Source organism: Streptomyces sp. NPDC001450 (assembly GCF_053597295.1).
Genome location: NZ_JBSFHY010000012.1, coordinates 94,789 through 110,436, shown reverse-complemented (window position 1 = coordinate 110,436; position 15,648 = coordinate 94,789). Strand labels below are relative to the sequence as shown.

The 15,648-nt window shown below is 71.1% G+C and carries 13 protein-coding genes; 7 read left to right on the top strand and 6 right to left on the bottom strand.

The window, feature by feature from the left end:
- The first annotated feature begins 53 nt into the window (after window positions 1-53).
- The gene (locus ACWC5O_RS15790) at window positions 54-608 is read left to right on the top strand and encodes a DUF485 domain-containing protein (protein WP_450586964.1); all 555 of its coding nucleotides are present in this window, start codon (window positions 54-56) and stop codon (window positions 606-608) included.
- On the top strand, window positions 605-2,197 hold the full coding sequence (locus tag ACWC5O_RS15785; protein WP_450586965.1) for a solute symporter family protein: 1,593 nt from the start codon (window positions 605-607) through the stop codon (window positions 2,195-2,197). The genes ACWC5O_RS15790 and ACWC5O_RS15785 overlap by 4 nt, the downstream gene beginning before the upstream one ends.
- Window positions 2,198-2,245: 48 nt before the next feature.
- On the opposite strand, the gene ACWC5O_RS15780 is transcribed toward ACWC5O_RS15785, so the two are convergent.
- Window positions 2,246-2,938 (bottom strand): response regulator, encoded by a 693-nt coding sequence (locus ACWC5O_RS15780; RefSeq protein ID WP_450586967.1) that lies wholly within the window; start codon window positions 2,936-2,938, stop codon window positions 2,246-2,248.
- Between the two features lie 159 nt (window positions 2,939-3,097).
- Between ACWC5O_RS15780 and ACWC5O_RS15775 the strand changes: the two genes are divergently transcribed.
- The 3 genes from ACWC5O_RS15775 to ACWC5O_RS15765 all read left to right on the top strand — a co-directional run bounded on the left by ACWC5O_RS15775 (window position 3,098) and on the right by ACWC5O_RS15765 (window position 5,927).
- A complete protein-coding gene (locus ACWC5O_RS15775; RefSeq protein WP_450586969.1) occupies window positions 3,098-3,913 on the top strand; it encodes an ABC transporter ATP-binding protein in 816 nt (271 codons plus the stop codon).
- Window positions 3,903-4,781: an ABC transporter permease gene (locus tag ACWC5O_RS15770; protein ID WP_450586971.1), complete on the top strand. Its 879-nt coding sequence runs from the start codon at window positions 3,903-3,905 to the stop codon at window positions 4,779-4,781. The genes ACWC5O_RS15775 and ACWC5O_RS15770 overlap by 11 nt, the downstream gene beginning before the upstream one ends.
- Window positions 4,782-4,865: 84 nt before the next feature.
- Window positions 4,866-5,927, top strand: coding sequence for an ABC transporter substrate-binding protein (locus tag ACWC5O_RS15765; RefSeq protein WP_450586973.1), 1,062 nt, complete (start codon window positions 4,866-4,868; stop codon window positions 5,925-5,927).
- Between the two features lie 18 nt (window positions 5,928-5,945).
- Here ACWC5O_RS15765 and ACWC5O_RS15760 read toward each other — a convergent pair whose 3' ends face one another.
- The 4 genes from ACWC5O_RS15760 to ACWC5O_RS15745 form a co-directional block, all read right to left on the bottom strand.
- Window positions 5,946-6,626 carry a response regulator gene (locus ACWC5O_RS15760; protein WP_450586975.1) on the bottom strand — a complete coding sequence of 227 codons (681 nt, stop codon included), beginning with the start codon at window positions 6,624-6,626 and terminating at the stop codon, window positions 5,946-5,948.
- Window positions 6,623-8,335 (bottom strand): ATP-binding protein, encoded by a 1,713-nt coding sequence (locus tag ACWC5O_RS15755; protein ID WP_450586977.1) that lies wholly within the window; start codon window positions 8,333-8,335, stop codon window positions 6,623-6,625. Before ACWC5O_RS15755 ends, ACWC5O_RS15760 begins: the two co-directional genes overlap by 4 nt.
- A gap of 121 nt (window positions 8,336-8,456) precedes the next feature.
- Window positions 8,457-9,398 carry a sucrase ferredoxin gene (locus ACWC5O_RS15750; protein WP_450586978.1) on the bottom strand — a complete coding sequence of 314 codons (942 nt, stop codon included), beginning with the start codon at window positions 9,396-9,398 and terminating at the stop codon, window positions 8,457-8,459.
- A gap of 54 nt (window positions 9,399-9,452) precedes the next feature.
- A complete protein-coding gene (locus ACWC5O_RS15745) occupies window positions 9,453-10,709 on the bottom strand; it encodes a citrate synthase (protein WP_450586980.1) in 1,257 nt (418 codons plus the stop codon).
- A gap of 113 nt (window positions 10,710-10,822) precedes the next feature.
- Between ACWC5O_RS15745 and ACWC5O_RS15740 the strand changes: the two genes are divergently transcribed.
- Both ACWC5O_RS15740 and ACWC5O_RS15735 read left to right on the top strand, forming a co-directional pair.
- A complete protein-coding gene (locus ACWC5O_RS15740; RefSeq protein WP_450586981.1) occupies window positions 10,823-11,986 on the top strand; it encodes a citrate synthase/methylcitrate synthase in 1,164 nt (387 codons plus the stop codon).
- 122 nt (window positions 11,987-12,108) lie between these two features.
- A complete protein-coding gene (locus ACWC5O_RS15735) occupies window positions 12,109-13,173 on the top strand; it encodes a CobW family GTP-binding protein (protein WP_450586983.1) in 1,065 nt (354 codons plus the stop codon).
- Here the strand turns inward: ACWC5O_RS15735 and ACWC5O_RS15730 are convergent.
- Complete coding sequence (locus ACWC5O_RS15730) at window positions 13,170-15,629, bottom strand: DNA gyrase/topoisomerase IV subunit A (RefSeq protein ID WP_450586985.1); 2,460 nt, start codon at window positions 15,627-15,629, stop codon at window positions 13,170-13,172. The genes ACWC5O_RS15735 and ACWC5O_RS15730 overlap by 4 nt on opposite strands.
- Window positions 15,630-15,648 lie beyond the last annotated feature (19 nt).

Genomic DNA, 15,648 nt, shown 5'->3' with positions numbered 1-15,648 from the left:
AAGAGCCGGGGGAAGAAGAGTCAGGGATCTTCCCGATCTGTCCATCCTTGGGCATGCAGTCAAGCAACGATCGTGTCTGCGGGGCCGGGGACGGGGACGGTTCCGGGGACCCGGCCGAGAGCCAGGAAGACCCCGGCGCGGTGTCCCGCGACGTGAGGTACGAGGACCCTTGGTACGACACGCTGGCCACCGGCTGGGGCGAACTGGACGGCACCGGTGTGCCGGCACGGGCCGTACCGTCCGCGCGCGGGGAGCAGCACGCAGCGGAGGTTCGCGCTCGTGACGCGTACGTCGAGGTGCAGCGCAGCGAGGCCTTCCAGGAGGTGCGCCGCAGGTACCGAAGGTTCGTGGTGCCGGGGGTCGCCGCCTTCCTCGCGTGGTACGTGGGGTACGTGGTCACCGCGACGACCGCTCCCGGACTCATGGCCCGTCCCGTGGTGGGAGCGGTGAACGTGGGGATGCTGGCGGGATTCGGGCAGTTCCTCACCACGTTCCTGTTCACCTGGGCCTACGCCCGGCATGCACGGCTGCGCCGGGACCGGGCGGCGCTGGAGCTGCGCTGGGACACCCAGGAACTGACGCGCGGAGCCCAGGGAGGCGCCTTGTGACCGGCGATCACCAGATGCTGGCGCTGCTGTTGTTCAGCGGCTTCGTGGCCGTCACCCTGGGGATCACGACATGGGTGAGTCGCAGGCGGCAGGGTTCGGCGGAGGAGTTCTACGCCGGCGGGCGGCTCTTCTCCCCGATGGAGAATGGTTTTGCCATCGCGGGTGACTACATGTCGGCCGCCTCCTTCCTGGGGGTGACCGGGCTCATCGCGCTGTTCGGCTACGACGGGCTGCTGTATGTGGTGGGCTTCCTCGTGGCCTGGCTGGTCGTGCTGTTCCTGGTGGCGGAACTGGTGCGCAACTGCGGGCGGTTCACCCTGGCCGACGTGGTGGCCGCGCGGATGAACGAGCGGCCGGTGCGGATCGCGGCGGGAACTTCCTCGGTCACGGTGTCCGTTCTGTATTTGGTGGCGCAAATGGTGGGCGCGGGCAGCCTGGTGGCGCTGCTGCTGGGGCGGACGAGCGGGGCGGCCCAGGCCTGGACGGTCATCGGGGTGGGCGCTCTGATGGTGATCTATGTGTCCCTGGGAGGTATGCGGGCCACCACCTGGATCCAGATCGTGAAGGCGGTCCTGCTGCTCAGCGGGACGGTCGCGCTGACCGTGCTGGTGCTGGTGCGGTTCCACGGCGACTTCGACCGGCTGCTGGTCACGGCCGCGGAGCGCAGCGGCCACGGGAGCGCGTTTCTGGCGCCGGGCCTGAAGTACGGCGGGAGCTGGACCGCCCGTCTCGACTTCATCAGCCTGGGGCTCGCGCTGGTGCTGGGCACGGCAGGACTGCCGCACATCCTGTCCCGCTTCTACACGGTGCCGACCGCGCGGGCGGCCCGCCGCTCGACGGTGTGGTCCATCGGGCTGATCGGTGGCTTCTACCTGATGACGATCGTCCTCGGCTTCGGGGCCGCCGCCGTGGTGGGACCCGACGTCGTGAGCCGCTCGAACGCGGCCGGGAACACGGCGGTACCGCTGCTCGCGCTCGATCTGGGCGGCGGCGCCGGTTCCACTGGTGGAACGGTTCTGTTCGCGGTCGTCGCGGCCGTCGCCTTCGCGACGATCCTCGCGGTGGTAGCCGGGATCACGCTCGCCTCCTCGGCGTCCGTGGCGCACGATCTGTACGCGTCGCTGCGGCGGCGGCACGTCAGGGCGCGCAGTGAGGTGGCGGTGGCGCGCATCGCGGCGGTCGGCATCGGCGCCGTGGCGATCGCCCTGGGCCTGCTGGCCCGCGACCTCAACGTCGCCTTCCTGGTCGGCCTGGCCTTCGCCGTGGCCGCGTCGGCGAACCTGCCGGCGCTGCTCTACTCGCTGTTCTGGCGTGGCTTCACCACACGCGGCGCGGTGTGGGCCGTGTACGGCGGGCTGATTCCCGCGCTCGGTCTGGTGCTCCTGTCCCCGGTGGTGTCCGGCAGTCCGGACTCGCTCTTCCCGGCCGTCGACTTCCAGTACTTCCCCCTGCAGAACCCGGGCATCGTCTCCATCCCGCTCGGCTTCCTCGCCGGCTGGCTCGGCACGGTCACCTCGGACGAGGCCGCGGACGAGGCCAAGTACGCGGAGACCGAGGTGCGGTCGCTGACCGGGGCCGGAGCCGCCTAGCCGCAGCGTCCGCACGCCTGGGTCCCGGCAGACGGCCACCCGGCCGCCCTACGGCGCGACCCACGCGTAGCGGTGTTCCGGGCGGCCGGTGTCGCCGTACTTCAGGGAGAGGCGGAGGCGTCCCGCCTGTTCCAGGTGGCGGAGGTAGCGCTGGGCCGTGGAGCGGCTCAGGCCGGTTCGGGTGGCGACCTCGTGGGCCGACAGCGGCTGGTCCGCGCGGTGCAGGACGCCGCAGATGAGGTCCGTCGTGGGCTCCGAGTGGCCGCTGGGCAGGCCCGGCGCGGAAGGTGCGGGGGACGTACGCAGGGCGCCGAAGATCCGGTCGACCTGTTCCTGGCCGGTCAGACCCCGGCCGCCCACCCGGTCGACGGTTCGGCGCAGGGCCGCGTAGGAGTCCAGCCGGGTGCGCAGGGCGGCGAAGGTGAAGGGTTTGACCAGGTAGTGCAGGGCGCCCAGGCGCATCGCCTGCTGCACGGTCGTCACATCGCTGGCCGCCGTGATCATGATGACGTCGGTGCCTAGGCCCTGCTCCCGCATGCGGTGGACGAGTTCGAGGCCGGTCTGGTCCGGCAGGTAGTGGTCGAGCAGGACGAGGTCGACGGCGCCGCGTTGGACGGCGGCCAGGGCCTGGGCGGCGCTGTGCGCGCGGGCGGTCACCCGGAAGCCGGGAACCTTCCCCACGTACTTGGCGTTTATCTCAGCGACGCGGAAGTCGTCGTCCACCACCAGGACGTCAATCATCAGGCCTCTCCTTCAAGGCCGGCGAGCGTTAAGCCCGTGTTTCGTGCTCCGCAGTTGTAGCGCGAGCAAAATGAGCACAACAGGCTCTTGCGAGCAAAAGAACGGCTTGTGCTCACAAGACTGCAGCTGTGGCCGGGGCCACACCTACCGTCCCGGTCCATGAGCACAGACACCAGCCCCGCCATCGAGCTACGGGGCGCGAGCAAAACCTTCAGGACCCCGTCGGGAGGTCTGCACACGGCCGTGCGCGACCTGGACCTCACCGTGCGGCGCGGCGAGTTCGTGGCCGTCGTCGGGCCCACCGGCTGCGGGAAGTCCACCACGCTGACCCTGGTCAGCGGCCTGGAGGAGCCCACCGAGGGCGAGGTGCTGGTGGCCGGGCAGCCGGTCGACGGCGTCGGCGACAAGGTCGGCTTCGTCTTCCAGCAGGACGCCACCTTCCCCTGGCGGACGGTCCTGTCGAACGTCATGGCCGGCCCCCGCTTCCGGGGCGTGCCCAAGGCGGAGGCCAAGCAGAAGGCACGCGAGTGGCTGGCCCGCGTCGGACTCGCGGCCTTCGAGGACCGCTACCCGCACCAGCTCTCCGGCGGCCAGCGCAAGCGCGTCGCCCTCGCCGCCACCTTCGTCAACGACCCCGAGATCCTGCTCATGGACGAGCCGTTCTCGGCGCTCGACGTGCAGACCCGTGCGCTGATGTCGGACGAGCTGCTGGAGCTGTGGGAGGGCACCGGCGCCTCCGTCGTCTTCGTCACCCACGACCTGGAGGAGTCCATCGCGCTGGCCGACAAGGTCGTCGTGATGACCGCCGGGCCCGCGACCGTGAAGCAGGTCTTCGACATCGACCTGCCGCGGCCGCGCAAGGTCGAGTCGGTACGCCTGGAGCCGCGGTTCATCGAGATCTACCGCGAGATCTGGGAGTCCCTCGGCGAAGAGGTCCGCATCACCCGCGAGAGGGGTGCCGCCCATGTCGCCTGACGTCATGCCCGAGGCCCAGGTCGCGCTGACGATGACCGAACCCGGCAACAAGACGGACCGCACGCAGTCACGCGCGCGTGCCGCCCGCAGACGCAGGGCCGTCGTCATGGGCGCCCGTGTACTGCTCCTGGTGGCCGTCCTCGGCCTGTGGGAGATGCTCTCCCGGGCCAAGACCATCGATCCGTTCAACTTCTCGATGCCCTCGAAGATCTGGGACCAGATCTGGACCTGGGTGATGCACGGGACCGCCCAGGGCTCCCTCGGCGAGCAGATCTGGGCCACGGTGCACGAGGCGCTGCTCGGCTGGGTGCTCGGTGTGGTCGCCGGTGTCGTGTTCGGTATCGCCCTCGGGCGGATCACCTTCCTCGCAGACGTCCTTGGTCCATACATCAAGGTGCTCAACTCGATACCCAGGATCGTCCTTGCCCCGATCTTCGTGATCTGGTTCGGACTCGGCCCCGCCTCCAAGGTCGCGTCGGCCGTCGTGCTGGTGTTCTTCCCGGTGTTCTTCAACGCCTTCCAGGGCGCCCGTGAAGTCGACCGCAACCTGGTCTCCAACGCCCGGATCCTTGGCGCGAGCGACCGCAGGGTGACGCTCCAGGTCGTCATCCCGTCGGCCACCTCATGGATCTTCACCAGCCTCCACGTCAGCTTCGGCTTCGCCCTCATCGGCGCCATCGTCGGCGAGTACATCGGCGCGACCAAGGGCATCGGCCTGCTCGTCGCGCAGTCGCAGGGCACCTTCAACGCGGCCGGTGTCTACGCCGCGATGGTCATCCTCGCCGCCGTCGCGCTCGTCGCCGAAGGGCTGCTCACCTTCGCCGAGCGCCGCATCTTCCGGTGGAAGCCGGCGGGCGCCGACAGCTGAACACCCCCGAGCCACCCCCTCTCGAACGCTTCTCCGAGCCACCCCCGATCCCCGCACCGCCCTCTCACAAGGACGTGAACCGCCATGCGCAAGTCCGCCCGATACACCACCCTGGCCGCCGCCGGTCTGCTCGCCCTCTCCTCCCTCACCGCCTGTGCCAATGACGCGGCGAGCACCGCCTCGGCCGGCTCCGGCAGCAAGGGCGACGGCAAGGGCACGAAGGTCAAGATCATGGTCGGTGGCCTGGACAAGGTCATCTACCTGCCCGCGATGCTCACCCAGCGGCTCGGCTACTTCGACGCCGAGGGCCTCGACGTGGAGCTGCTGAGCGAGCCCGCCGGCGTCCAGGCCGAGACCGCGCTCGTCTCCGGCCAGGTGCAGGGAGCGGTCGGCTTCTACGACCACACCCTCGACCTCCAGGTGAAGGGCAAGTCGGTGGAGTCCGTGGTGCAGTTCTCGCACGCACCCGGCGAGGTGGAGGTCGTCTCCGACAAGGCTGCCGGCGACATCACTTCGCCCAAGGACTTCAAGGGGAAGAAGCTCGGCGTCACCGGGCTCGGCTCCTCGACCGACTTCCTCACGAAGTACCTCGCCGTCAAGAACGGCGTGAAGGTCAGCGAGTTCACCCCGGTCGCCGTCGGCGCCGGACCGACCTTCATCTCGGCACTCCAGCAGGGCGCGATCGACGGCGGCATGACCACCGACCCGACCGTCGCCACCATCCTGGACAAGAAGGCCGGCAAGGTCCTCCTCGACATGCGCACCCCCGAGGGCTCGCAGGCGGCGCTGGGCGGGCCGTACCCGTCGTCGAGCCTGTACATGCAGACGGACTGGGTCAACAGTCACAAGGACACCGTCCAGAAGTTGGCCAATGCATTCGTCAAGACGCTCAAGTGGATGTCCACCCACAGCGCGGACGAGATCGCGGCCAAGATGCCCGCCGACTACTCCCAGGGCGACAAGGCGCTCTACGCCGAGGCGATCAAGAGCACGCTGCCGATGTTCACCAAGGACGGCGTGATGCCCGCGAACGGTCCCGAGACCGTCGAGAAGGTCCTCAAGTCGTTCAACCCCGCCATCCAGAACGCCAAGGTGGACCTGGGCAGGACGTTCACGACCGAGTTCGTCGAGAAGGCCGGCAGGTGACGGCTCGCTGAAGCCCGCTCAGGCGCGGGTCGCCCACACGTAACGGTGTTCCGGGCGGCCCGCGTCGCCGTACTTGAGGGTCAGCCGGGCTCGTCCGGTGCGTTCCAGGAGCTTGAGGTAGCGCTGGGCGGTCTGGCGGCTCACCCCGGTCCGCTCGGCGATCTCCTGGGCCGACAGCGGCCCCTCGGCGCTCATCAGGGACTGGCGCACCAGCTCGGCCGTGGTGGGGGAGTGCCCCTTGGGCAGCTCCGGCTCCGACGGCGCCGACAGGGCGCCGAAGATGCGGTCCACCTCGGCCTGTTCGGCCTCGCCGCCGCCGTCCAGCGTGCGGCGCAGCTGGGCGTACGCCTCCAGCTTGGCCCGCAGCCCGGCGAAGGCGAAGGGTTTCACCAGGTACTGCAGGGCACCGTGCCGCATGGCCGCCTGGACCGTCGACACGTCCCGCGCGGCGGTCACCATGATCACGTCGGTCTGGTGGCCGCGCCGGCGCATCTCGTGGACGACCGCGAGCCCGGTGTCGTCGGGCAGGTAGTGGTCCATGAGGACCAGGTCGAGCCGCGGGAGCGTCTCCAACTGACGAAGTGCCTCGGCCGCGTTGTGCGCCTCGCCGGCCACATGGAAGCCGGGCACCTTCTCGACGTAGGCGGCGTTGACCCGAGCGACCCGCACGTCGTCGTCCACGACCAGGACCTCGATCATCGCGCCTCCTCGGCAGTGGTGGGGACATCCCCGGGGGCCTGCTCCCCGGACCCCGTGAGGGCCTGCTCCCCGGACCCCGTGAGGGCCGGCTCCAGTTCCGGCTCGGTCAGTGCCTCGGGCAGGACGACGGCGAACTCCGCGCCTCCGCCGTCCGCCGCGCCCACCGTCGCGCTCCCGCCCTGCCGTTCGGCGAGCCGGCGCACCAGCGAGAGCCCGAGGCCGCGCTTGCCGTGCGCGGGCGGCTTTTTGGTGGACCACCCGTCCGTGAAGATCAACTCCCGTTGCTCCTCCGGGATCCCGGGCCCGGTGTCGCGCACGCGGAGGACGACCGTACGTCCCTCGGCGCGCAACTCGGCCTCCACGCGCGCGTGCGGGGTGCCCGCGACCGCGTCGAGCGCGTTGTCCACGAGGTTGCCCACGACCGTGACCAGCCCCCGGGGGTCGATCAGCCGGTCCGGGAGCCGGGTGCGCTCCGACACCCACAGGGCGACGCCTCGTTCGGCCGCCACGGTCGCCTTGCCGACCAGCAGGGCGGCGAGCAGCGGGTCCTGGATCTTCTCGGTGACCTGCTCGGCGGTGACCCGATGGTCCCCGACGACCTCGCCGACGAACTCCACGGCGTCGTCGTACATCTCCAGCTCCAGCAGGCCGAGCAGGGTGTGCATGCGGTTGGCGTGCTCGTGGTCCTGGGCGCGCAGGGCGTCGATCAGGCCGCGCGTGGAGTCGAGTTCGCGCCCCAGCTGCTCCAGTTCGGTGCGGTCGCGCAGGGTGGCCACGGCGCCGCCGTCGTCCGTGGGCATGCGGTTGGCGACCAGGACGCGCTGGCCGCGCACGGTCAGCAGGTCGGTGCCGGTCACCCGCCCGGCCAGGACGTCCGCCGTCCGCCCCTCGCCCAGCGCTTCGTCCAGGGACTTGCCGACGGCCTCGTCGCCGATGCCCAGCAGCCGCCGTGCCTCGTCGTTGAGCAGGCGGATGCGGCCGCCGCGGTCGAGGGCGACCACACCCTCGCGGATGCCGTGCAGCATCGCCTCGCGCTCGGCGAGCAGCGCCGAGATGTCGGAGAAGGCCAGGTCCCGGGTCTGTCGCTGCACCCGCCGGGAGATCAGCCAGGCGGCCAGCGCGCCCACCGCGAGAGCGCCGCCGGCGTAGGCGAACAGCCCCGGGATCGCGCTGATCAGCCGGGCGCGCACGCTGTCGTAGGCGATGCCGACCGAGACCGCGCCGATGATCCGGTGGTCGGCGTCGTACAGGGGCACCTTGCCGCGGGCCGAGCGGCCCAGGGTGCCCTTGTCGATCTCCATGACCTCCTTGCCGGCCAGGGCGTCGCTGGGGTCGGTGGAGACGCGGTGGCCGATCTGCCCGGGGGTGGGGTGCGACCAGCGCACCCAGTGGCGGTCCAACACCACGATGTACTCGGCGTGGGTGGCGTGCCGGATCCGCTCGGCCTCCTTCTGCACCGGGCCGTTCCTGGTCGGCGGGGTGTGCTCGACGCCTTCGGCGATCTGCGGATCCTGTGCCGTGGTCTGGGCGATGGCCAGCGCGCGGCGCATCGCCTCCTGGTCCAGCTGTTTGCTCAGCGGAGCCAGGAAGAGCCCGGTCGCGAGCACGGCTACTCCCGCGGCGATCGCCACCTGCATCAGCAGCACCTGCGAGAAGACCCGCCGCGGCAGACCGAGGCGCAGGCGGCGTGCAGGGGGAGTGGGGCTCATACCCACGACGGTACGTGGGGGGATGCGGTCGCCGTAGCGGGTGTGGCGTGGATCTCTTGACCGTTTCTTGAAGGAGCGGGTGCGGGAGTTCATGAAGAAGCGGGCACGGAAGCGGCCCGGATCAGCTCGCCAGCGCCGTCGTCCGCAACTCGCGCACGGCCACCACGTTCATCCGCGCCGGCGTCCCGAGCACCTCCGCGCCGCAGCTCTCCTGGCGCGGCGGCAGGGACGCGCCCTGGGCCACGGTGACGAGCCAGTGGCGGCCGTCGGTGTGGGCGATCAGGACCTCCCAGCGTGGTGCCCTGCCCTCGGTCCGCAGGACGCTCAGCGCGCCGGCCGCGTACTCGCCCACCGTCGAGCGCACGGTCAGTTCGGCCGCCTGGCCGGGCCGGTCCCAGGCCGAGCACCCCCGGCACCCCTCGACCACCACGCGGCCATCCTGGACCCCGTGCAGGGCCTCCTTGATGGTGTGCGCCTCCGCGCGGCCGTACGCGTAGCCGTACGGCAGGACGAGCACCGTGGGCGCGAAGCGATGACCACCCAGATGGGTGACCTCCCAGACGCCCCGCACGCCGGACGAGGCCAGCTCGGCGGCGAGGGGACGGCCCAGGAGGGCGCAGCAGCGGTCGCGCTTGCCGTTGGTGCACACGAGCGCGAGCGGGTCGCCCGTGTGCGGCCGGCCGCCCAGTGCCGCGCCGAAGGAACGGTGGTCGCCCGCGCCCAGAGCGGCGAAGTCGAGGCCGAGCAGCCGGTACGGATCGCGGGTGGTGGCGCTGTGCAGCCAGACGTTCCCGGGGATGGTGTGGGCCACGTACACCTGCCGGAGCGCGGGCGTGCCGGGGTCGGCGTGGCGGCCGGGGCGCCGAATGAGCGCGACGCGGACGCCGGTTCCCTTGGCGGCGGCCTCCAGGGCACGGCCCAACGCGGGGTCGAGATGGCTCGAAGTGAGCGCCTTGACGCCCCACGGGCCGGGCTGTTCCAGCAGCAGCCACGTCGTCGCCGTGGTAGCCGTGCCGGAAACGGGCTCGTCGAGGCTCCGGGAGACGGTCGCACACCTACTCACAGAGGTGAGCCTAACCTGACTTTCCCTGGGGTGACTTCCGGCCGTGTCTGTGCGCTACTCCGGGAGGGGCTGCGGAGGGCGTGGTCCGACGTAGTGACCGCTGGGGCGCATGCGTAGCGGGCGCTCGCCGTACTCCTCCAGGGCGTGGGCGATCCAGCCCGCCGTGCGGGCCACGGCGAAGATGGTCTCGCCGGCCGTGGCGGGCATGCCGCAGGAGGCGGTGAACACGGCGAGGGCCAGGTCGACGTTGGCGTGCAGCGGGGTGTGACGGGCGGTCGTGGCGACGATGTCGCGGGCCGCGAGCAGGGCGGGTTCTGCTCGCGGGAGCTGCTCCAGGAGGCCGAACAGGACCCGCGCGCGCGGGTCCTCGCCGGGGTAGAGCCGGTGGCCGAGTCCGGGGATACGGCGTCCCGCGCGCAGCTCGTCCGCGATCACCGGGACGGCGGTGCCCTGGTCGAGCACGTCGAGCAGCATCCGGTGGGCCAGGCCGCTTGCGGCGCCGTGCAGGGGGCCCTCCAGGACGCCGAGCCCGGCCGAGACGGCCGCGTAGGCGTGTGCGCGGGCCGAGGCGGCGACCCGGACGGCGAGCGTGGAGGCGGCCAGGTCGTGGTCGACGAGCAGGGCGAGGGCGGTGTCCAGGACGCGCAGTGCCGCCTCGTCGGCGGGGCTGCCGGTCAGCCGGCCCCACAGCCGGTGGGCCAGCGGGCCGTCGTCCTCGGGTGCGTGCAGGACCGGCGGCAGCGCGGCGACGAGCGTGGGGATGAGGATGCGCGCCGTGCTGAGCACGGCTTCCTCGGACAGGTCGAAGCGCAGCGGGTCCTCGGCCGCCGCGGCGATCGCCGCCACCCGCAGCCGGTCGGTGGGGGAGGTGTGTTCGGGCAGGGCGCGCACGGCGTGGCGGGCGACCTCGACGGTCTCCCCGGGGGCGGTGAAGGTCACGCCCCGGGTCATCCGGCCCGTCCACAGCCACTCCGCGACCTCCTCGTAGGAGTGGCGGGCGGCCAGTTCCGTGGCGTCGACGCCACGGAAGTAGTACCGGTCCTTGTCGATGAGGGTGATCCGGGTCCGGACGGACAGATCCCCACCGGAGCCCGGACTCCCCGCCGCTTCCCGCCGGTTGCGCCGGGCGAGGGTCTCGACTTCGCGCGCCTCGAAGGTGCTGGCGCGGCCGCCGGGTTCGCGCCTGCTGCTGAGCAGGCCGCGGCTTACGTAGGCGTACACCGTCTCCGGCTTCACGCCGAGCAGTTCGGCGGTCTCCCTGGTGGTCAGCCTTCGCCCGGGACGGTCAGGAGCGGGTTCGTGATCGCGCATGGAGGTCACCGTAGCCGCCTCTGCACACATTGATGCCAATACATTGATTCAATCAACATTGACAGGAAAGTCGTCAAGCGTGGACAGTCGGATCAAGTCCAGGGAGGAACATCATGTCCATCAACAGGACCGCACCCCGTGTCGACGTACCGCGCGGCCTCGCGGGAGTCGTCGTCACCGACACCGGGATCGGAGACGTACGAGGACTCGAGGGCTTCTACCACTACCGCCAGTACTCGGCCGTCGAACTCGCGCGGACCCGCGGCTTCGAAGACGTCTGGCACCTCCTCGTCCACGGCGCTCTCCCGGACGCGGAGCGCCGTGCCGCCTTCACCGCCGAGACCGCGGGACTGCGCCGGCTGCCCGAGGAGGTCCGCGCGGCCCTGCCCGCCATAGCGGCGGCGAGCCGCATCTCCGGTCCGCTGGCCGGGCTGCGCACGGCGCTGTCGCTGCTGGGCGCGGCACAGGGGTTCCGGCCGGTGTACGACATCGACGCCGACCGGCGCCGCGCGGACACCGTCGCCGTCTGCGCGGCCGTGCCGACCCTGCTGACCGCGCTCCACCGGCTGGGGCAGGGCCTCGACGCGGTGGAGCCGCGCGAGGACCTGTCGTACGCGGCCAACTACCTGTACATGCTCACGGGCGAGGAGCCGGACCCGCGGCGGGCCCGCGCGGTCGAGCAGTACCTGATCTCAACCATTGACCACGGATTCAACGCATCAACCTTCACCGCACGGGTCATCGCGTCCACGGGTGCCGACGTGGCGGCCTGCCTGGTCGGGGCCGTGGGCGCACTGTCCGGGCCGCTGCACGGCGGAGCGCCCAGCCGCGCCCTCGACACCCTGGACGCGATCGGAACGCCCGACCGCATCGACTCCTGGATCCGGGAGCGGGTGCTCGCCGGCGACCGCATCATGGGCTTCGGGCACGCCATCTACCGCACGGAGGACCCCCGTTCGCGGATGCTGCGCGAGATCGCCCAGGACTTCGGAGGTTCACGCGTCGCCTTCGCCGTCGAGGTCGAGCGGCAGGCCGAGGCGATCCTCGCCGAGCTGAAGCCCGGCCGCGAACTGCACACGAACGTCGAGTTCTACGCGGGCGTGGTCATGGAACTGTGCGGCCTGCCCCGGGAGATGTTCACCCCCACCTTCGCGGCGGCCCGGGTGGTGGGCTGGAGCGCCAACATCCTGGAACAGGCCGAGGACTCGAAGATCATCCGGCCGGTCGCGAGGTACGTGGGCCCGGAGCCGCCGGTGGCGGTGCCGGCACAGCCCTGAGGGACCCCCGCAAGCCGTCGGCGCCCGCCCTGGTGCGCACCCGGGCCCCGGCGGCACCCCGCCCCGGGGCGCCCCGCTCTTATCCTGGTCCGGCAGTCGGTCCACGTGAGAGAGGGCGCCCGTTGGGCAACAGCCGCACCCCGCAGCAGATCCCCGTCGTCGTGCTCGCCGGATTCCTCGGATCGGGGAAGACCACGCTCCTCAACCACCTGCTGCACCGCAGCGGAGGCAGCCGCATCGGGGCGATCGTCAACGACTTCGGCGCCATCGAGATCGACGCCATGGCGGTCGCCGGCGCCCTCGGCGACTCGACCGTCTCGCTCGGCAACGGCTGCCTGTGCTGCGCCGTCGACGCGAGCGAACTCGACGTCTACCTGGAGCGGCTCGCCGCGCCCGCCGCCGGCATCGACGTCATCGTCATCGAGGCCAGCGGACTCGCCGAGCCGCAGGAACTCGTGCGGATGGTGCTCGCCAGCGAGCATCCCGGCATCGTCTACGGCGGCCTCGTCGAGGTCGTCGACGCCGCCGAGTTCGACGGCACCCGCGCCCAGCATCCCGAGATCGACCGGCACCTCGCCCTCGCCGACCTCGTCGTGGTCAACAAGCTCGACCGGGCGCCGGACGCCGACCGCGTCCTCGGCCTGGTCCGCTCGCTGACGGACCGGGCCGTCGTCGTCCCCGCCACCTACGGCCGCGTCGACCCGGAGTTCTTCTTCGACTGCAGGCCGAGCGAGGAACGCATCGGGCAACTGTCCTTCGACGACCTGCACGAGCACGGCGAAGACGACCACCACGGCCACCTGCACACACGCTACGACAGCCTGTCCTTCACGTCCGACGTGCCGATGGATCCCCGCCGGCTGATGCAGTTCCTGGACGGCCGTCCGCAGGGGCTGTACCGGATCAAGGGGTACGTGGACTTCGGGCCGTACGACACCGTCAACCGGTACGCCGTCCATGCCGTCGGCCCGTTCCTGCGCTTCTACCCCCACCCGTTGTCGCCGGCCGACGCCCGTCTCACCCAGCTCGTACTGATCGGCTCCGGCATCGAGGCGGACGCCCTCGGCAAGGAACTGGAGGGGTGCAAGAACGACACCCCACACGCCGACGAGCACGGCATGTGGGGCGTCCTGCGGTACGTGCAGGGCTCCGAGGAGGAGCCCGACGCAGTGGCGTACGAGGTCTAGAACACCGGTCCCGCGACCACCGACACCGTCTTCGCCAGCGACGTGCCCGAGCCGTCCCGGCGCGGGTCCAGCTCCGGCAGCTCCGCCGGGGTGCCGTTCTTCTGCGCCGCCCGGGCCGGGACGGGGCCCGCCCAGGCCAGCGACAGGCAGTCCTCGCCCTTCAGGAACCGCTGGCAGCGCACGCCGCCGGTGGCCCGGCCCTTGCGCGGGTACTGGTCGAACGGGGTCAGCTTGGCCGTCGTCTGCACGGAGTCGTCCAGCGTGCCGCGCGAGCCCGCCACCGTGAAGACCACCGCGTCGGCGGCCGGGTCGACCGCCGTGAACGAGATGACCTTGGCGCCCTCGGTGAGCTTGATGCCCGCCATACCGCCGGCCGGGCGGCCCTGCGGACGGACGATGGACGCCTGGAAGCGCAGCAGCTGCGCGTCGTCCGTGATGAACACCAGGTCCTCCTCGCCGGTGCGCAGCTCCACCGCGCCGACGATCCGGTCGCCCTCCTTCAGCGTGATGACCTCCAACTCGTCCTTGTTGGACGGGTAGTCGGGCACCACACGCTTGACGACGCCCTGCTCGGTGCCGAGCGCCAGACCCGGGGACGACTCGTCCAGCGTGATCAGGCAGACCACCGTCTCGTCGTCCTCCAGGGAGACGAACTCCGTCAGCGGCGCCCCTCCGGCGAGGTTCGGCGGGGTCGCCGTCCTGGGCAGCTGCGGCAGGTCGACCACGTTGATCCGCAGCAGGCGGCCCGCCGAGGTCACCGCGCCGATCTCACCGCGCGCGGTCGCCGGGACCGCCGAGACGATCACGTCGTGCTTGGCGCGTCTGGCGCCGGCGTCCTCCGTGAACGGCTCGTTGTCCGCCGTACGGGCCAGCAGGCCCGTGGAGGACAGCAGCACCCGGCACGGGTCGTCGGCGACCTGGAGCGGCACCGCGGCCACCGGAGCGCCCGCAGACTCCAGCAGGATCGTGCGCCGGTCGGTGCCGAACTGCTTGGCCACGGCGGCCAGTTCGGCCGAGACCAGCTTGCGCAGCTCCGCGTCCGAATCCAGGATCCGGGTCAACTCCGCGATCTCCGCGGTGAGCTTCTCCTTCTCCGCCTCCAGCTCGATGCGGTCGTACTTGGTGAGCCGGCGCAGCGGCGTGTCGAGGATGTACTGCGTCTGGACCTCGCTCAGCGAGAACCGCTCCATCAGGCGCTGCTTGGCCTGCGCGGAGTTCTCGCTGGACCGGATCAGCCGGATGACCTCGTCGATGTCGACCAGCGCGGTCAGCAGACCCTCGACCAGGTGCAGACGGTCACGGCGCTTGCCGCGGCGGAACTCGCTGCGGCGCCGCACGACGTCGAAGCGGTGGTCGAGGTAGACCTCCAGCAACTCCTTGAGGCCGAGGGTGAGCGGCTGACCGTCCACCAGGGCCACGTTGTTGATGCCGAAGGACTCCTCCATCGGGGTGAGCTTGTACAGCTGCTCCAGGATCGCCTCCGGCACGAAGCCGTTCTTGATCTCGATGACCAGGCGCAGGCCGTGCTCGCGGTCGGTGAGGTCCTTGACGTCGGCGATGCCCTGGACCTTCTTCGCGTTGACCAGGTCCTTGATCTTGGCGATCACCTTCTCCGGACCGACCGTGAACGGCAGTTCGGTGACGACCAGGCCCTTGCGGCGGGCGGTCACGGTCTCGATCGAGACCGTCGCGCGCATCTTGAAGGTGCCGCGGCCCGTCGCATACGCGTCCCGGATCCCGTCCAGGCCGACGATCCGGCCGCCGGTGGGCAGGTCGGGGCCCGGGACGTGCCGCATCAGTGCGTCCAGGTCCGCGTTCGGGTACCTGATCAGATGGCGGGCGGCCGCGACGACCTCGCGCAGGTTGTGCGGCGGCATGTTCGTCGCCATGCCGACCGCGATGCCCGAGGAGCCGTTGACCAGCAGGTTCGGGAAGGCGGCGGGCAGCGCCACCGGCTCCTGCTCCTGGCCGTCGTAGTTGGGCGTGAAGTCGACCGTGTCCTCGTCGATCGACTCCGTCATCAGGCTCGTCGCCTCGGCCATCCGGCACTCGGTGTACCGCATGGCGGCCGGCGGGTCGTCGTTGCCCAGCGAGCCGAAGTTGCCGTGGCCGTCGACCAGCGGGAGGCGCATCGAGAACGGCTGGGCCATGCGCACCAGGGCGTCGTAGATCGACGCGTCGCCGTGCGGGTGCAGCTTGCCCATGACCTCGCCGACGACCCGGGCGCACTTCACGTAGCCGCGGTCGCGGCGCAGGCCCATCTCGTTCATCTGGTAGACGATGCGGCGGTGCACCGGCTTGAGGCCGTCACGGGCGTCCGGCAGAGCGCGCGAGTAGATGACCGAGTACGCGTACTCGAGGTAGGAGCCACGCATCTCGTCCACGACGTCGATGTCGAGGATCTTCTCCTCGTACGAGTCCTCGGGCGGCGGGGTCTTCGTGCTGCGGCGGGCCATCCTGCCTGGCTCCTTGCTG